The following is a 14,943-nucleotide window of genomic DNA, read 5'->3' as shown; positions in this document are numbered from 1 at the left end:
TATCTCTGTTGCCAGCGCGAGTGGCGGAATTGGTAGACGCGCTAGCTTGAGGTGCTAGTGCCCAACTTATCGGGCGTGGGGGTTCAAGTCCCCCTTCGCGCACAACGAGGAGATGGCCTCCGGATTTCGATCCGGAGGCCATTTTCGTCTTCGCGCACCAGCCTCGCGCGCAGGTGGGATACGGTGGGGACTGTCAGGCCGATCACAGCACTGCCGCGTGATCGAACCACCATCGAGGGTCTCCGTGTTTGATTTCAGCGCCGCAGAGGACGAAGTCACCGAACTGTGCCGTCAGCTCATCCGCATCGACACCCAGAACTGGGGCGGGAACAGAGCCAACCCGGAGCTGCCGGCCGCCGAACTCATCGCGTCCTGGCTCGCCGAGGTGGACCTGAAGTCCGAAATCGTCGAATCCTCCCCGGGCCGGGCCAACCTCGTCGCCCGTGTGAAGGGCTCCGACCCGGAAGCTCCGGCACTCGTCGTCCACGGCCACACCGACGTCGTTCCGGCAGCCGCGGAGGACTGGAGCGTCGACCCCTTCGAAGGAGTCGTCAAGGACGGTCTGCTGTGGGGCCGCGGAGCGGTGGACATGAAGGACATGGACGCGATGATCGTCGCGTCCGTGCGCGCCATGCTCCGCCAGGGACTCACTCCGCGTCGGGACCTCATCATCGCGTTCTTCGCCGACGAGGAGGCCGGCGGAAACTACGGTGCCCGGCATATGGTGCGCAACCGTCCCGAGCTGTTCTCCGGAGCCACCGAGGCGATCTCTGAGGTCGGCGGCTACTCCGTCGACGTCCGCGGCCAGCGTGTCTACCTCGTCCAGACGGCAGAGAAGGGGCTGGCCTGGCTCAACCTCGTCGCCCACGGCACCGCCGGGCACGGATCTCAGCGCAACGACGACAACCCCGTCACACGGCTCGCCGCGGCGATCACCCGGATCGGCAACCACCCGTGGCCGCAGGAGATCCCCCTGGCTACACGGAAGCTCCTCGAAGGCGTCTCGGAGCTCACGGGAATCGAGTTCACGGCAGAGACGATCCCGCAGCTGCTCGCAGAACTCGGATCGGTCGAGAAGTTCGTGGCACCGACCCTGCAGAACACCTCCAACCCGTCATTCCTCGAAGCCGGATACAAACACAACGTCATTCCCGGCACCGCAACCGCCTACGTCGACTGCCGCACCCTGCCGGGACAGCACGAGGACGTCATGCTCAAGATCAAGGAACTCGCGGGGGAGGGGATCGACATCACCGCCGAGGATGAAGGCGAGGCGCTCGAGTCACCGTTCGACACACCCTTGGTCGCGCAGATGCAGAAGAGCCTCCTCGCCGACGACCCGAGCGCGAACGTCCTGCCCTACACGCTGTCGGGAGGCACGGACAACAAGTCGATGGCCGAGCTCGGCATCACCGGCTACGGCTTCGCGCCGCTCCAGCTCACCGGCGACCTCGACTTCCCGGCGATGTTCCACGGCGTCGACGAGAGGGTGCCGATCTCGGCGCTCAAGTTCGGGACGAGGGTCCTCGGCGATTTCCTGATGAAGGCCTGAATCCTGATGCAGGCCTGACCGCTGCGGAAGGCCCGCCCGGCACCGGCAGAATCGTCACGACGATACCGACGAGCACTCCGACGGCGCTGAGCACCGTGGTCACCGTGACATCGGAGCCGGGAATCGGCAGCAGCACATCGAGAGCCAACGCCCCGACGAGGTTGCCGAAGAGCGCGAACAGACTGAGCAGCAGCACGCCCAGCCTGGCTACGGTGACCGTCGTCAGGGCGATGAAGACCACCCCGAAGGCCCCGCCGAGGAGGATCCACCACTGATCCGGCGCGGTCGGGAATCCCCGCCAGGGATGTCCGGTCACGAGCAGGACGGATGTGCCGATGACCAGTGCTGCGAAGCCGACGGTGAAGTTCACCGTCGTCGCGACCACCGCCGATTCGGTGGCAGCCCGGATATGGCCGTTGAACGCCTGCTGCACACTCGTCAGTGCCCCGGAGACGAACGGCAGCAGGGGAGTCCACAGTGGAAGCCCCGACTGCAGGCGATCACCGGCGGCGAAGACCAGGGAAGCGAGGACGATGAGAACGCCGAGGTTGCGCAGGACGCCCAAACGCTGACGGCCGCCCGGCGGCAGCTCGGTGGCATCGACGATGAGTCCGCCGGTGACCTGGCCGGAGACGAAGGCCATTGTGAACATGGCTACGCCGATCCGCGGAATGGTCGTGGCCTGTGCGATGACGACGAGACAGCCGCTCAAACCCCCGAGCAGCATCCACCAGGGCAGCGAACGGTCCCGCAGCAGGGCGATGAGACGTCGGCCGGCAGAACGGGATCGGGCCGAGACGGCCAAGGCGATACCGACGCAGAGGAGCCCGACGAAGAACGAGACGAGCGCGGCGAAGACGGCGTGTCCGAGCACCTGACCGAGCAGACCGTTCGCTCGTCCCTGCAGAGACATCGCAGCCCCAGCAGCGATCGTGACGAGACCGGCTGTGAGAACAGGAACGAGGGCAGGCGATCTCACACCATCAGGTGGTCATAGCCAGGGGCATGATCTTCCGGCGCAGCCACACGGTGCGGACTCCGCCGACGGAGATCCGGGTGCGGGCGAGCTCCCATTGGCCGTATTCCGCCTGGTCGTTGAGTTCCTGCAGGCTGACCGACCGCGGCACATCACGAGAGAACGAGACCTTGCGGAACTCGTATGTCATACGTGGACGCTGACGTTTCATAGCCTCACCCTAGACGATCTGGGCTAATCTTGAGGGTATGCCCGTCATCGTTCTGCTGCGGCACGGCCTCTCCAGCGCCAACGTCTCCGGAATCCTGGCCGGACGCGCCCCCGGCGTGTCCCTCACCGACGAGGGCATCCGGGCGCTGAGGGCTAATCTCGAACTTCTGCCGCACCGGCACTTCACCCACCTGCTGCATTCGCCCCTGCAGCGCTGCGCACAGACCGCATCGATCGCGGCCGAAGCGGCGGACTTCGATCGCATCGACGTCGACGAGGCCGTCATCGAGCTCGACTACGGCGAATGGACGGGCCGACCTCTCAAGGAACTTGGCCAGGAACCCCTGTGGGCGACCGTAGTGACGTCGGCGTCGCAGGCCCGGTTCCCCGGAGGGGAATCCATCACTGAGGCGGCCGACCGTTGCACGGCCCGAGTCCGTGACCTCGTGGCCCAGCTGCGTGAGGACGAACGTGCCGATGTCGAATCCCGAACCGAGGCAGAACCCACGGCCGATGCCGGGAAGTCGGGCCCGCCTCGGTGGGCGATGATCATCTCCCACGGAGACATCATCAAGGCGATCATCGCCGACGCTCTGGGCATGCCGCTGGATGATTTCCAACGGCTGAGCGTCGCTCCCGGATCGTTCACGGTCATCGACTATTCAGGGTCGGTACCCGTGCTCGCGGCGATGTCGGTGACCGCCGCCGGACTCGCCCAATCGGCCGCCGTCGGAGGCGGCGGAATGCGCTGATCCCGGCACTCGTAAGCGAATGCCGGGATCAAGTGATGCTGGAGTGTCGGAGGTCAGCCCGACTCGATAGGCGCGGGCTCAGGCTGCTGCGAGGACTCCGGTGCCGAGCAGGATGTAGAGGACGATGCCCAGGGCCACGCGGTACCAGACGAAGACGGCGAAGGACTTCGTCTCCACGTACTTGAGGAACCAGTGGATGACGACGAGGCCGAGAGCGAACGAAATCACTGTGGCGAGGATCGTCGGTCCCCAGCCGAGGACCATGGCTTCACTGCGACCGAGCGTCTGCGCCACACCGTAGAGGCCGGAACCGACGACGGCGGGAATGGCGAGCAGGAACGAGTAGCGAGCCGCCGCAGGACGATCGAAGCCCATGAAACGGCCGGCCATGATCGTGCCGCCCGAGCGTGACACGCCGGGAATGACGGCGAGCGCCTGTGCGAAGCCGAACAGAATGCCCTGACCCCAGTTCATGTCCTCGAGGGTGCGTTCGCGCTTCCCGGCCCAGTCGGCGATGCCGATGATGAGACCGAAGACGATGAGCATCGTCGCGGTGATCCACAGGCTGCGCAGAGCACCCTCGATGTAGTCCTGGAAGAGCAGGCCGATGATGACGATGGGAATCGAACCGACGATGATGAGCCAACCCAGGCGCACCTCGGGGTCCTTGCGATCGTGCTTGCCGACGAGCGCCTTGCACCATTTCGAGATGATCGTGACGATATCGCGCCAGAAGTAGACGACGACGGCCGCCTCGGTGCCGATCTGGATGATGGCGGTGAAGAACGCGCCCGGATCCGAACCGGGCAGCATGAGTTCGCCGACGATGCGCACATGCGCTGAAGAGGAGATCGGGAGGAACTCGGTGAGTGCCTGCACGATTCCGAGCACGGCAGCGACCAGCCAGTCGTACATACGACTCCTTGAGAATATGAGGTGGGAACGAAACCACGGTAGTCGCAGCATCGGGTAACCTCAAGAAGCATGAAGCACCAACGCCTCGGCACTACCGGTCTCGACGTCAGCGATGTGGGTCTCGGAACCTTCGAGTGGGGGCATCGGGTCGATGACCAGGTCGCCCAGCGCCTCGTCGATGAGTACAAAGATGCAGGTGGCAACCTCATCGAGCTGCCCAGCTCGGCCACGATGTCCGCGGAGGTGCTCGGGCGGCTGAGACTTCCCGAAGAGATTCTGCTGCTGGCCAGAGTGGGCGTGTCCATCAGTGAACCCGGCCACATCGAGGCCGGGCTCGGGCGCTCCAGAATCCTCAGCCAGGTCGATTCCCTGCTGCGCACAGTCGGTCGCGACCACCTCGACGTGCTCGTCCTCGACGTCTTCGATGCCGCGGTCGACCGTGCCGAAACAGCCTCGGCGGTTGAGACACTGCTCACCCTCGGGAAGATCCGCTACGTGGGCGTGTCCCACCACACCGGTTGGCAGCTGGCGGAGATGCGCGGTGCCGGAATTCCGGTTGCCTGTGCCGTCGCCGAATACTCGCTGCTCAATCGCGAGGCGGAGGCAGAGCTTGTCCCGGCCGCCGACTATGCGGGAGTCTCCCTCATCGCCGGAGCTGGATTGGGTCGAGGTGTGCTCACCGACAAGTACCGGAACGCGACTCCGCAGGATTCGCGCCTGGCGGGGGAGTTGAGCGAATACGCCGGTGCCTACCTCCACGAGCGGTCGAACCGGGTGCTCGCCGGCGTCCGGCGCGCCGCGACCGCACTGGGAGTCTCACCCCTGGACATCGCCCTGGCCTTCAACCGCCAGCACGGAATCGCGAGCACCTTGGTCTCGCCTCGCACCCCGGCGCAGCTGGCCGAGGTCGCCGCCAGCGAGGTCGACTTGGCCGATGAGATCGCCGAGGTGCTCGACCAGATCTCCTGGGGTCCGTCGGACTAAAGCTGCAGGTCCGACCCTCTGCGAATCTCTCAGTCGTCCTCGTCGTCATCGTCGAGGAGGAACTCGTCATCGTCCTTGGCATCCTCGACATCATCGAAGAGTTCGAATGGGGTGACTTCGTCGAACGCGGTGTAGATCGCGTCTTCGTAGATTTCGAAGGCATCGGCCAAAGCCATATAAGCGGCTTCGACTCGGGGGTCTTGGTCACCGTTGCGGTGCGCGGATGCAGCGTAGTGCTCTCTCACTGCTTCGAGGAATGCGTCCAGGGCCTCACGAGGATCAGTGCTCATGACTCAAATGTATCCCAGGCCGGACCGACATGTAAGTCTTTGAACTAGGCTGAAGACATGGCAGCTCTGTACGACCACCCCACACCCGATCGTTTCGTCGTCGGCACAATCGGACTTCCCGGCGAGAGGACGTTCCTCCTCCAGGCGAAGTCCGGCAACGCGCTGACGACCGTGGTCGTCGAGAAGGAGCAGGTCGAGATCCTCTCCGACCGGATCACCGAGCTGCTCGACATGGTGATGATCAAGGATCCGGCGGCGCGGGTGCCGCAGACGGCGCTCGACGATCTCATCGATAACGCCGGTCTCAACGTCCCCATCGAACCGGAGTTCCGCGTCGGCACGATGAGTCTGGGCTGGGACACCGTCAAGCACGAACTCGTCATCGAATGCTTCGAACTCACCGAGGCGGACGCCCAGGCCGGAACCTCCGCCGACCCCGATGACGACGAGGTCGAACGCGAAGTCCTGCGCATCGTCCTCGACGCAGCCGCCGCCCGAGAATTCGCCCGCCGCGGAGAACAGGTCGTCAGCGCCGGACGCGGAGACTGCCCGTTCTGCTCCCTCCCGCTCGAACCCAACGGCCACCTGTGCCCCCGTGCCAACGGGATCCCGCGCGCCTGATCAGTGATGGACCACGGGATTCTCCTCGACGCGCTGGCTGCGGGGGAGTGGACGGAGATGGGTTCGATCCCACGCGCCAGCAACGACACCCGACTGCTCGTGCTCGAACACGAGGGCCGGGCGATCAAGGCCGTCTACAAGCCCATCTCGGGCGAACGGCCCCTCAGCGATTTTCCCCCGGAGACGCTGGGTCTGCGCGAGGTGGCGGCGTATCGACTCTCTGCCGCGCTCGACCTGGGGGTCGTTCCGCCGACGGTGCTGCGCGATGATCTGCCCGCCGGCCGCGGATCCCTGCAGGCCTATGTCGAAGCCTCCGACGATGACGAAGCCGTGACCCTGTCGACGGTCAACGCGATCCCCGTCGATCACACTCCGATCTTCGCTCTGCGCACCGAGGACGGACGTGACCTCGTACTCTCCCATTCCGTCGACGAGGGCCTGCGTTCCATCGCCTTCTTCGACCTCCTGGCGAACAACGCCGACCGCAAAGCCGGTCATGTCATCACCGGCAGCTGCCTGCCGAGCACTGCCGCAGCCGACATCGGCGTCTTCGGCATCGACAACGGACTGACCTTCCACAGTGAGGAGAAGCTGCGCACCGTTCTGTGGGGTTTCTCTCGCACCTCGTTCTGTGCCGAAGAGATCGATGCGCTTCAGGAAGTCACCGCTATGGACGAAACCCTGCGGACGCAGCTGAGCGATTGCCTGTCGGCAGACGAGATCGAGGCTCTGAAAGACCGGGCCGACCGGCTTCTCGCCGGCGAGTTCTTCCCCGAAGCACCGGACGATCGCACCGTCATTCCCTGGCCGCCGATCTGAAACCGGCATCACTTCGCCTCGGAAGTGCCGAACGCCTGCCTCTCGGTTAGGCTGGGTGCCGTGAAGTCATGGCCCGAACCTCAACTGCCCCGTCTGACCAGCACCGGCAAGGTGCCTACGGTTTTCGATACGAGCACACGCAGCCCGCGCAGGCTGCGCGGATCCAAGCAGACCGCTCGACTCTACGTCTGCGGCATCACCCCCTACGATGCGACGCACCTCGGGCACGCCTCCACTTATGTGGCATTCGACCTGCTCAACCGGATCTGGCGCGATGCGGGGCTCGAGGTCGAGTACGCACAGAACACCACTGACGTCGACGATCCGCTGCTGGAGAGGGCCGATGCCACGGGAGTCGACTGGCGCGAACTCGCCTCGTCGCAGATCGATCTGTTCCGAGAGGATATGGAAGCCCTGCGGGTGATCCCGCCGGCGAACTTCATCGGCGTCGTCGAATCCGTCGACGATATCGCCGCCGGCGTCCGCGATCTCGTGGACAAGGGGGCCGCCTACACTCTCGACAGCGGTGACGTCTACTACCGTGTGTCGACGCAGATCACCCCGCCGTTCGGCACGGTCAGCCATGACGACGCCGAGACCATGGCAGCGCTCTCGGCCGAACGCGGCGGTGACCCCGAGACTCCGGGCAAGAAGAACCCCATCGATCCGCTGCTGTGGCGGGCCGAACGCGAAGGCGAACCGTCCTGGGACGGAGGCACACTGGGCCGGGGACGACCGGGCTGGCACGTCGAATGCACTGTCATCGCCGATCGGTATCTCGGCTTCCCCGTCGACGTGCAGGGAGGCGGCAGCGACCTCATCTTCCCGCACCATGAGATGAGCGCCGCCCATGCTGCTGCCTGGCGGGACACACCGATGGCGAAGACCTATATGCACACCGGAATGGTGGGTCTCGACGGCGAGAAGATGAGCAAGTCCAAGGGCAACCTCGTCCTCGTCTCGAAGCTGCGCGAGCGCGGAGTCGATCCCATGGCCATCCGCACCGTGATCCTGTCCAACCACTACCGCAGCGACTGGAGCTTCACCGAGGAGCAGCTGTCCATCGCCGAAGCACGGCTGCAGGCATGGAAGCATGCGGCCAAATGCGAATCAGAATGTCGCCAGGGTCTGCGCGAGCACATCATCGGCCTGCTGCGCGAAGCACTCACCGATGACCTCGACAGCCCGCGGGCCCTCGGGATCCTCGACGAATGGGCCGAACACTATGCCGACTCCGAACCCTCGGAGACAGCGGCCATCACCGGCGACCGAGTCGCCGACGCCGTCGATGCCCTCCTGGGCATCCGCCTGCTCGACTGATATCGCTCGACCGACAACTCTCGGCTTTCACCGCCTGACCGCCGGGAGTCGCCGATTCACTTATCGCGGCCGCGTTTGCGCAGATAGCGTTCGAACTCGGCCGCGATGGCATCTCCGCTGGCTTCGGGAAGCTCCGTCGAATCGTTCTGCTTCTCCAGTGCTTGGACGAGTTCTGCCAGCCGCGGGTTGAAGGAGACGAGTTCATCAGCGCCGAGCTCCCATGCCCGGCTCTCCTCTTCGAGCACGTGGATATCGATTTCGATGCCAGCATAGCGTTCTACCGCCTTCGCCAACGCGAGTTCGGCTTTCGGCGACGGCGACTCGGCCAGATAGTCCGGCACTCCCACCCACAGGTTGATGGCGCGGACCCCGCGCCACCGGCAGGCGACGCCGAGGAGACCGAGAATGCCGATGGGGCCCTCATAGCCGTTGGCGTCGATGCCGAGCTCGGACGCAAGCTCTGCGTCCTCCGTATTGGCCACCACCGGCAGCGGACGCGTATGCGGAACCTCGGCATGGAGACCGCCCAGGAGGATGACGGTATCGTCGTCGCCGACGTGAGCGAGGACGAGAGAGAGGAACTCCCGCCATTTCAATCCCGGTTCGTGACCGTGGATGACCGTGATCGGCTGCTCGCCGAGGAGACCTCGATGGACCGCGACACCCGGCCAGGCGATCGACGCCGTCCCGTCCTCGTCGCGGATGATCTCGGGTTCGGAGAAGCGGAATTCGTAGAACCCATCGGTGTCGAGGATCTCGGAGTCGTCTAAGTGCCAGACCTCGATGAGATCCTTGACCAGCGAGCTCGCCGCTTCGGAAGCATCGGCATCCTGACCTTCGAAGGCGATGAAGACGAGTGCCCCGGACCCTGATGGAAGAATACTCATGGTTCCAGACTACGCTGGGCGTATGACGAACCATGCATCAGCCGACCCTGCCGCCGTCCTGTGGGACATGGACGGAACCCTCGTCGACACCGAGCCGTATTGGATCCGCGCAGAGACCGAGCTCATGAACGCCCACGGGCTGTCCTGGTCGGAAGAGCAGGGGCTCGAATTCGTCGGCAACGAGCTGATCGTCTCCGCCCGAATGATGCGTGAGGCCGGCCTCGACCTGCCCGCCGAGGAGATCGTCGAGACCCTGATGGGCAACGTCATCGGACAGATCCGAGAGTCCGTGCCGTTCCGGCCCGGTGCGCTGGAGCTGCTGGCCGAGCTGAAGACCGAAGGCATCCCGAGCGTCATGGTCACGATGTCGTACCGGCCGCTGGCCGAGGCGGTCATCGCCAACTGTCCGCCCGACAGCTTCGCCGGTCTCGTCTCCGGCGATGAGGTGACCGCCGGCAAACCGGATCCCGAGCCCTACCTGCGGGGGGCTGCGCTGCTCGACCTCGACCCGGCCGATTGTGCGGCACTGGAGGATTCGAAGCCGGGTCTGGCCAGCGCCGAGGCGGCCGGCACCCTGGCGATCGGTATCCCGCATTTCATCGACCTCGAACCCCGTCCGGGTCGGATCCTGTGGGAGAGCCTCGAAGGCCGCAGTGTCGCCGACCTGCGACGTCTTCGTGCGCAGCGGAGCGCCTGAGCTCTACGCTCCCACGATCTTCGTGATCTCCGGGGTCGGGGGAGCGGTGTTGCCCCACGCCGGGCACAGCGGCTTGAACGTGCACCAGTTGCACAGCGGTGACTTCTTCGGCCGCCACCGGTCCGACTCGGCCGAGGAGATGATGTCCTTCCAGATGGCATCGATCTCGAATTGGGTCTGTTCGACTTCCGCCATCGTCGGATGAGACTTCAGCACGCTGCGCGAACCCAGGTACATCAGCTGCAGAGTGTGGACGAGCTCGCCTGAGAGTCGGTAGACGACGAGAGCGTAGAAGCCCATCTGGAACTTGGCTTCTCGTCCGTACTGGGGTTTCGGCTGCTTTCCCGTCTTGTAGTCGACGAGGCGCCGCTCTCCACCTGGGGCGACGTCGACCCGGTCGATGAACCCGCGCAGCTCGAGACCGTTGTCCAGCGTCGTGCGGACGAATTTCTCCGTCTCCTCCGGTTCGAGATGCTCGGGATATTCGAGCACGAAGTAGGAATCGATGAGCCGACGCGCCGATGTGAAGAACGTCTCCTTCTCCGATTCGCCCTCGAAGATCTCGAGCACATCTGGGTCCTTCTCGACGAGCTCATCCCACGCTGGCATGAGCATCGTCTGCGCGAGTTCGGCCGTGCGTTCGGCCGCCGGCGCGGTGAACAGCTTCTCGAGCACCGCATGGACCACCGTGCCTCGGAACGCCGCCTGGGAAGGCGGTTCCGGCAGCTTGTCGATGCTGCGGAAACGGAACTTCAGAGGACACTGGATGAAGTCGTTGGCCCGCGAGGGCGACAGACTGGTGAGCTCGACCATAACTCCACTGTAACGACCTGCACGGACACGACGTGGCGACCAGCGGTGAGTGCGTCGTCGCTGTTAGGCTGAGTAACCGACCCTCAGTGGTCCGCTGACCACGACATCGACCGGAGGAACCCCTTCAATGGCCGCGAAAAACCACCACCCCGGTGCGTCATCGGGTCTGCGCTTGGGCACCGTCCTCGGCGCTCCGGTGATTCTGGCGTGGTCGTGGTTCCTCGCCGCCATCGTGATCACCATCCTCTTCACCCCGTGGCTCAACCAGGTCCGCCCGGATCTGGGCATCGGGGCCTGGTTCGTGGCCTTCGCCTATGCGGTCCTTCTCTTTGCCTCCGTGTTCCTCCACGAACTCGCGCACGGAGTCGCCGGCCAGTTCTACGGGCAGAAGGTCGCCGCGATCGAGCTGAACATCTGGGGTGGGTTCACCCGCTTCGAGCCGCAGATGGACAACCCTCGCGACAAAGCGGCGATGACGAGCTTCGTCATCTCCATCGTCGGCCCCATCGTCAACATCGTGCTCGCCCTGCTGGGATGGTGGTGTCTCAGCGCCGCAAGCCCCACCTCGGTGCCGTGGCTGCTGCTCATCGCCGTCACCTTCGCCAACGTCGCCCTCGGTGCGATCAACCTGTTGCCGGGCATTCCGCTCGACGGCGGCTGGGCGCTGCAGGCGATCATGTGGCGCATCACCGGATCCCAGTTCCTGGGCACGATCGTGGCCAGCTGGGTCGGCCGGATCATCGCCGTCGGCTTCATCGGCTGGTCGGTCATCACCCCGTTGTTGGCCGGCGAACGACCCGATCCGCTGACCGTGGCCTGGATGTCGCTCATCGCGATTATGCTGTGGTTCTCCGCCGGAGACGCCGCCACCCACGCCAAACGGGCCCGGAAGATGGAGACCTACGACCTCTCCCAGGTCATCCAGCCCGCGATCGCCGCCACCTGGGACGCCGACCTGGCCGACACCCTCGACTATGCGAACACGCTCGGGAACGCGAAGGAACGCACCCTCATCGTCGTCCTCGATCAGAAGGGACTGCCGTACGGTCTCGTCGACCGGCACGCCGCAGCCGGTCGTCTCGCCGAAACCCTCGAAGCCGTTCCCGCCGGCGAGGTCGCCCGCCCCCTGGCCGGGTGGATCGGAGTGCCGAAGGACATCACGGCCCCGCACCTGCTCGAATCGCTCACCCACCGTCCCAAAGCACAGTTCAGCCTGGTGATGGACGGCAACACCCTGGTCGGAGTCATCGACCTGCAGGAATTCTTCGACGAACTCCTCGCCGCCTGAGCCGGTTGTGTGAGGCAATCCTCACCAGCGTAGAGTGGACTCATCATGACTCAGCCACTGCATTCCCGGCCCCCGCGCGTTCTGAGCCGCGGAGAGAAGGTCCAACTCACCGACCCCAAGGGGCGGATGCACACCTTCGTGCTCGCCCCGGGTGAGCACTTCCACACGAACAAGGGCCTCATCAGCCACGACGACATCATCGGGCGCACAGAAGGAATCATCGTCGCGAACACCGGGGGAGTCGACTTCCAGGTCTTCCGCCCACGCTATGAGGACTTTGTGCTCTCCATGCCCCGCGGCGCCGCAGTCGTCTACCCGAAGGATTCGGGACTCATCGTCACCCTCGGCGATATCTTCCCCGGGGCCACCGTCGTCGAAGCCGGCGTCGGATCCGGAGCTCTGTCGATGGCCCTGCTGCGGGCCGTGGGCGCGACGGGATCCGTGCACTCGTTCGAACTGCGTGAGGAATTCGCTACGATCGCAGCCGGAAACATCGCCGACTTCTTCGACGGCGAACCGGAGAACTGGTCCGTCACCGTCGGCGACCTCGCCGATACGCTGCCGCAGACCTTCGGGCCCGGCAGCGTCGACCGTGTCGTCCTCGACATGCTCACCCCCTGGAACACGCTCGAGGCAGTCAGCGAAGCGCTGACACCCGGGGGAATCGTCATCGCGTATGTCGCCACGGTTCCGCAGCTCTCCCGCTTCGTCGAAGCCCTGCGCGCTTCCGGCAAGTTCGCCGAACCCGAGCCCATGGAGGCCATGGTCCGCGGCTGGCACGCCGACGGACTCGCCGTCCGGCCCGACCACCGGATGATCGCCCACACCGGGTTCCTCATCATGGCCCGCCGAATGGCCGACGGCATCAGTCCGCTGGAGAAGAAGAAACGGCCTCAGGGAGCCACCGCGGCCGCCGAGGATGTCGCGGCGTGGACGGAGCCCGAAGTCACCGAGGCGGCGATCGGCACCCGGACCGCGCACGGCAAGAAGCTGCGCCGGGTGATGCGAGACGCCGGCAGGCGCCTGCGCACCGAACCCGAAGGCTCCGAGAATGCGCGACCCACAGATGTCACAGACAGCCCGACCAGCAACAGCACTGGGCCGAAGGAGGATCGATGACAGAGACCACGACCGAAGTGAAGAAGCTGCGCGAGGACACCGCGTCCCTGCGCCAGCAGCTCTACACGGCGGGCAAACGCAATGAAGCACTGTCGAAGACTCTGCGCACGGCCCGTGATGAGCTCAACCGGATCAAGGAAGAGGCTCGGCGCCTGACCGAACCGCCGAACAACTGGGGAACACTCGTCGCGCTGGGCGAGAACGCAGTGACCGCCGATGTCATCGTCGGCGGACGACGCATGCGCGTGGCCGTCGCCCCCGAAATCGAACCCGAGACCCTGCGAGCCGGAGCCGATGTGCTCCTGTCCGAGGGCCTCGTCATCATCGGCACCGGCGAGTTCCCACCCGTGGGATCGGTCGTCAACGTCCGTGAGTTCGTCGACTCCCAGCGCATCCTCGTCGGAGCTCCCGGCGATGACGAGCAGGTCTTCACCCTCGCCGCCGACCTCGTCGACGCAGGACTGCGCGTCGGCGACGCCGTCGTCGTCGACACCCGGACCCACTACGCGCTGCAGGTCGTCGAGAAGCCCGAGGTCTCCTCGCTGCTGCTCGAAGAGGTCCCCGACATCACCTACCAGGACATCGGCGGACTGGCTGACCAGATCGAACAGATCAAAGATGCCGTCGAACTGCCCTTCGAACATCCCGAACTCTATACCGAGCACGGTCTCAAACCGCCCAAGGGCATCCTGCTCTACGGCCCTCCCGGCTGCGGAAAGACGCTCATCGCGAAGGCCGTGGCGAACTCCCTGGCCGATCGCACCGGAAAGGTGCGCACGAGCAAGACCTACTTCCTCAACATCAAAGGTCCGGAGCTGCTCGACAAGTACGTCGGCGAAACCGAACGTCAGCTGCGCCTGATCTTCGCCCGGGCCCGCGAGAAGGCTTCGGCAGGCTTCCCCGTCGTGGTGTTCTTCGACGAGATGGAATCACTGTTCCGGACCCGCGGCACCGGCAAATCGTCGGACGTGGAGACGACGATCGTGCCGCAGCTGCTCACCGAGATCGACGGTGTCGAACAGCTCGACAACGTCATCGTCATCGGCGCCTCGAACCGTGAAGACCTCATCGACCCCGCGATCCTGCGCCCCGGCCGACTCGATGTGAAGATCCGCATCGAACGCCCCGACGCCGAAGCGGCCCGAGACATCTTCGAGAAGTACCTCACCGCGGAGCTGCCCCTGCACTCGAGCGTGCTCGCCGGCCACGACACCCCCGCCGAGGCGGTCTCGGCACTCATCGACAGCTGTGTCGAGCGGATGTTCGCAGAGACTCCGGAGAACGAATTCGTCGAGGTCAGCTACGCCGACGGGTCGAAGGAAGTCCTCCACTTCTCCGCCTTCGCCTCCGGCGCGATGATCCACAACATCGTCGACCGCGCGAAGAAGGCGGCGATCAAGTCGCTGCTCGACACCGGCGAGCGCGGTCTGCGCCCCGGTCACTTCGAGGATGCGATCGCCGAAGAGTTCAGCGAACACGAAGACCTGCCGAACACGACGAACCCCGACGAATGGGCACGGATCTCCGGGCGCAAGGGCGAACGGGTCACTCATCTGCGGATGATGCACCTCGACACGACCAGGGGAGCCCCGACCGTGCCGTACGAGACCGACATCGCCGAGGTGCGGCCCAACTCCGACCTCGTCTGAGCCGGGTCCGGTAAGAACGACGAGCCCGACGTTTCCTTCAGCTGACGGAAA

The 14,943-nt window shown here is 65.1% G+C and carries 16 protein-coding genes and 1 tRNA gene; 11 read left to right on the top strand and 6 right to left on the bottom strand.

Going from position 1 to position 14,943, the window contains the following annotated elements; genetic code table 11:
- Positions 1-14: 14 nt before the first annotated feature.
- A tRNA-Leu gene (locus tag ACSBQT_RS04255) sits at positions 15-102 on the top strand.
- 142 nt (positions 103-244) lie between these two features.
- On the top strand, positions 245-1,552 hold the full coding sequence (locus ACSBQT_RS04250; protein WP_435000975.1) for a M20/M25/M40 family metallo-hydrolase: 1,308 nt from the start codon (positions 245-247) through the stop codon (positions 1,550-1,552).
- Here ACSBQT_RS04250 and ACSBQT_RS04245 read toward each other — a convergent pair.
- Both ACSBQT_RS04245 and ACSBQT_RS04240 read right to left on the bottom strand, forming a co-directional pair.
- Positions 1,506-2,531: a DMT family transporter gene (locus ACSBQT_RS04245; protein WP_435000974.1), complete on the bottom strand. Its 1,026-nt coding sequence runs from the start codon at positions 2,529-2,531 to the stop codon at positions 1,506-1,508. The two genes, ACSBQT_RS04250 and ACSBQT_RS04245, sit on opposite strands and share 47 nt — an antisense overlap.
- A gap of 4 nt (positions 2,532-2,535) precedes the next feature.
- Positions 2,536-2,718 (bottom strand): DUF5703 family protein, encoded by a 183-nt coding sequence (locus tag ACSBQT_RS04240; RefSeq protein WP_435000973.1) that lies wholly within the window; start codon positions 2,716-2,718, stop codon positions 2,536-2,538.
- 58 nt (positions 2,719-2,776) lie between these two features.
- On the opposite strand from ACSBQT_RS04240, the gene ACSBQT_RS04235 reads away from it, so the two are divergent.
- Positions 2,777-3,490 (top strand): histidine phosphatase family protein, encoded by a 714-nt coding sequence (locus ACSBQT_RS04235; RefSeq protein ID WP_435000971.1) that lies wholly within the window; start codon positions 2,777-2,779, stop codon positions 3,488-3,490.
- Positions 3,491-3,568: 78 nt separating this feature from the next.
- Here ACSBQT_RS04235 and ACSBQT_RS04230 read toward each other — a convergent pair whose 3' ends face one another.
- Positions 3,569-4,405: an undecaprenyl-diphosphate phosphatase gene (locus ACSBQT_RS04230; RefSeq protein ID WP_410709970.1), complete on the bottom strand. Its 837-nt coding sequence runs from the start codon at positions 4,403-4,405 to the stop codon at positions 3,569-3,571.
- 69 nt (positions 4,406-4,474) lie between these two features.
- Between ACSBQT_RS04230 and ACSBQT_RS04225 the strand changes: the two genes are divergently transcribed.
- Positions 4,475-5,389 carry an aldo/keto reductase gene (locus ACSBQT_RS04225; RefSeq protein WP_435000969.1) on the top strand — a complete coding sequence of 305 codons (915 nt, stop codon included), beginning with the start codon at positions 4,475-4,477 and terminating at the stop codon, positions 5,387-5,389.
- A 29-nt stretch (positions 5,390-5,418) separates the two neighbouring features.
- On the opposite strand, the gene ACSBQT_RS04220 is transcribed toward ACSBQT_RS04225, so the two are convergent.
- Positions 5,419-5,679: a hypothetical protein gene (locus tag ACSBQT_RS04220; RefSeq protein WP_025778383.1), complete on the bottom strand. Its 261-nt coding sequence runs from the start codon at positions 5,677-5,679 to the stop codon at positions 5,419-5,421.
- Positions 5,680-5,736: 57 nt separating this feature from the next.
- On the opposite strand from ACSBQT_RS04220, the gene ACSBQT_RS04215 reads away from it, so the two are divergent.
- From ACSBQT_RS04215 to mshC, 3 genes are read left to right on the top strand one after another with little or no spacing between them, the layout of a single operon-like run.
- A complete protein-coding gene (locus ACSBQT_RS04215) occupies positions 5,737-6,300 on the top strand; it encodes a DUF3090 family protein (protein ID WP_435000967.1) in 564 nt (187 codons plus the stop codon).
- A gap of 6 nt (positions 6,301-6,306) precedes the next feature.
- Positions 6,307-7,119, top strand: a complete 813-nt coding sequence (locus ACSBQT_RS04210; RefSeq protein WP_435000966.1) for an SCO1664 family protein — start codon at positions 6,307-6,309, stop codon at positions 7,117-7,119.
- Between the two features lie 60 nt (positions 7,120-7,179).
- A complete protein-coding gene (gene mshC, locus ACSBQT_RS04205; protein ID WP_410709974.1) occupies positions 7,180-8,439 on the top strand; it encodes a cysteine--1-D-myo-inosityl 2-amino-2-deoxy-alpha-D-glucopyranoside ligase in 1,260 nt (419 codons plus the stop codon).
- A gap of 56 nt (positions 8,440-8,495) precedes the next feature.
- On the opposite strand, the gene ACSBQT_RS04200 is transcribed toward mshC, so the two are convergent.
- Complete coding sequence (locus ACSBQT_RS04200; protein WP_139908044.1) at positions 8,496-9,326, bottom strand: proteasome assembly chaperone family protein; 831 nt, start codon at positions 9,324-9,326, stop codon at positions 8,496-8,498.
- Positions 9,327-9,348: 22 nt separating this feature from the next.
- Between ACSBQT_RS04200 and ACSBQT_RS04195 the strand changes: the two genes are divergently transcribed.
- Entirely contained in the window at positions 9,349-10,023 is a 675-nt protein-coding gene (locus tag ACSBQT_RS04195; RefSeq protein ID WP_435000964.1) for an HAD family hydrolase, read from the top strand.
- A gap of 3 nt (positions 10,024-10,026) precedes the next feature.
- Here ACSBQT_RS04195 and ACSBQT_RS04190 read toward each other — a convergent pair whose 3' ends face one another.
- Complete coding sequence (locus tag ACSBQT_RS04190) at positions 10,027-10,836, bottom strand: RecB family exonuclease (protein ID WP_435000963.1); 810 nt, start codon at positions 10,834-10,836, stop codon at positions 10,027-10,029.
- 127 nt (positions 10,837-10,963) lie between these two features.
- Between ACSBQT_RS04190 and ACSBQT_RS04185 the strand changes: the two genes are divergently transcribed.
- The 3 genes from ACSBQT_RS04185 to arc are packed head-to-tail and all read left to right on the top strand — an operon-like array spanning position 10,964 to position 14,892.
- On the top strand, positions 10,964-12,124 hold the full coding sequence (locus ACSBQT_RS04185; RefSeq protein WP_173152266.1) for a site-2 protease family protein: 1,161 nt from the start codon (positions 10,964-10,966) through the stop codon (positions 12,122-12,124).
- A 45-nt stretch (positions 12,125-12,169) separates the two neighbouring features.
- Entirely contained in the window at positions 12,170-13,243 is a 1,074-nt protein-coding gene (locus tag ACSBQT_RS04180; protein ID WP_410709977.1) for a tRNA (adenine-N1)-methyltransferase, read from the top strand.
- On the top strand, positions 13,240-14,892 hold the full coding sequence (gene arc, locus ACSBQT_RS04175; protein ID WP_435000961.1) for a proteasome ATPase: 1,653 nt from the start codon (positions 13,240-13,242) through the stop codon (positions 14,890-14,892). The genes ACSBQT_RS04180 and arc overlap by 4 nt, the downstream gene beginning before the upstream one ends.
- Positions 14,893-14,943: the final 51 nt, after the last annotated feature.

The sequence above is a fragment of the Brevibacterium sp. H602 genome (genome assembly GCF_051172395.1).
In the GTDB taxonomy this organism is placed as follows: domain Bacteria; phylum Actinomycetota; class Actinomycetes; order Actinomycetales; family Brevibacteriaceae; genus Brevibacterium.
Note: the sequence above shows the minus strand (reverse complement) of the source record. Positions and strands in the feature narration are given on the sequence as shown.